This window comes from Carboxylicivirga longa (assembly GCF_050589825.1).
In the GTDB taxonomy this organism is placed as follows: Bacteria; Bacteroidota; Bacteroidia; order Bacteroidales; family Marinilabiliaceae; genus Carboxylicivirga; species Carboxylicivirga longa.
In genome coordinates this window covers 1-1,609 of the sequence record NZ_JBNGOZ010000060.1, presented here as the reverse complement: position 1 = coordinate 1,609, position 1,609 = coordinate 1, and the positions used below count along the sequence as shown (strand labels likewise).

The following is a 1,609-nucleotide window of genomic DNA, read 5'->3' as shown; positions in this document are numbered from 1 at the left end:
TCAGGTTTTACGGATTTGCGTCCCGTTTTTGTTTTTCATAATCGAAGCGCTCCGTTCGAGTTCGTTGCGCCCAACGGCCTGCCGCATGGCGACGTAAGGCGAATGTTGACCTCACCAACCTTCCAAAAAGGAGGGAAGCCAAAGCGTTGTATTTGGTTTTAACTTTTCAATTTGGATAGCCAAATCAACGATTTGGCGGAGCTGACCGAAGCTGCGAACCCTCCGAACAGCATTGAACGCCTTATGCGCTATGGCGGTTTGTTGTACAGCGTTTTTTTTTATTTCTTTTGATATTTCCACTCCTTTTCACAATCATAACAGATATAGTTACGCTTAAAAATTGGAAAAAATGCACCCAATATAAAGTACACTAATACCATCAAAGGATTAACCTCTTTTTTCCTGTATATGTTGTCTGATCCACAAAATGGGCATATCGATTTATTTGTGTTATTATTTAATTCAATTATTTCAATTTGTTTGCGTCTTGTTTCTGTTGATTCCTTGATATAGCCACCTTCTATAAGTATTGAAGTCGCGTTTTGCAAATCACTCTCTTTCACATCAAGTTTTACACCTCCAATCGCGTTTGAGTAGAAATTGTTTACTTGAGCTGTGAGTTCGTCACGAATTATAGTTTCAATGCCTTCTGACTCAAGTAATCCTTTTGCAAAATGGGCATCGTGTGGTTGTGTGAAAGTGATTATTGTTTTCCAATTTTCCATAATCCAGATTCAGGGTTAAATTTTAATGGCTTTATTTGCTATCTTCTATTGTATTGACTTTACAATTTCTTTTGCTTCTTCAAGCTTGTCTTCATATATCTTTACTTCAACAGATTCGTTACTTGGACTTACAATATAAGGCTCTACTGCTCTTGCATTTTCATTAACTACGATATAAGGTATTTGAGCCTGAGTTAACATATCTTTAAGTAGACTTAATCTCAAATCAAGGGTGTTATTAAACTCTGCAATAGTTACTAAACGTTTCATGTTTTGGATTTATGTTATGAATTTGTGTACCTAAACTTCGTTTTGCTGTTCAAACAAGACATTCAAATTTTATTTTTTCTAAGTCATATTCGAATCCTAACTAATGGTAAAATTTCGATATCATAATCTATACTCTCACGATACTTTCCGATTTTGCCGTTCGTTATCGAAAGCAATGTCCTCTGCGGCATAGGGTGAATGCTGTACAACGGCCTGCCGCATGGCGACGTAAGGCGAATGTTGACCTCACCAACCTTCCAAAAAGGGGGGAAGCCAAAGCGTTGTATTTGGTTTTAACTTTTCATTTTGGATAGCCAAATCAACGATTTGGCGAAGCTGACTGAAACGGTAAACCTTCGGCACCGCAGTGATCGCCTTATGCGCTATGGCGGTTTGTTGGGCGCTGCGATTTAATTTACTTTTCCGTTCTCTGAATCAAAAACGGGCTGAAAATCTTTGCGTTATTCATCTTTTTTCCGCCTAAACAGCTTTGTATTCTAGGTTTTGGCGCGCTTTAGTCCGTATGCGTTATTTTGTAGTCCGGCTACACTTAAACCGTCCCGGGAAACTGAGTCCGAATAGAGCTGCCCCAAAGTCCCGCTACAAGATGGAAG

Annotated in this window: 2 protein-coding genes; both read right to left on the bottom strand. The window is 39.0% G+C overall.

What is annotated here, in order from left to right:
• Positions 1-278: 278 nt before the first annotated feature.
• Positions 279-725: a putative signal transducing protein gene (locus tag ACRD7A_RS19025; protein ID WP_430812976.1), complete on the bottom strand. Its 447-nt coding sequence runs from the start codon at positions 723-725 to the stop codon at positions 279-281.
• Positions 726-770: 45 nt separating this feature from the next.
• Positions 771-995, bottom strand: coding sequence for a putative signal transducing protein (locus tag ACRD7A_RS19020; RefSeq protein WP_430812975.1), 225 nt, complete (start codon positions 993-995; stop codon positions 771-773).
• Positions 996-1,609: the final 614 nt, after the last annotated feature.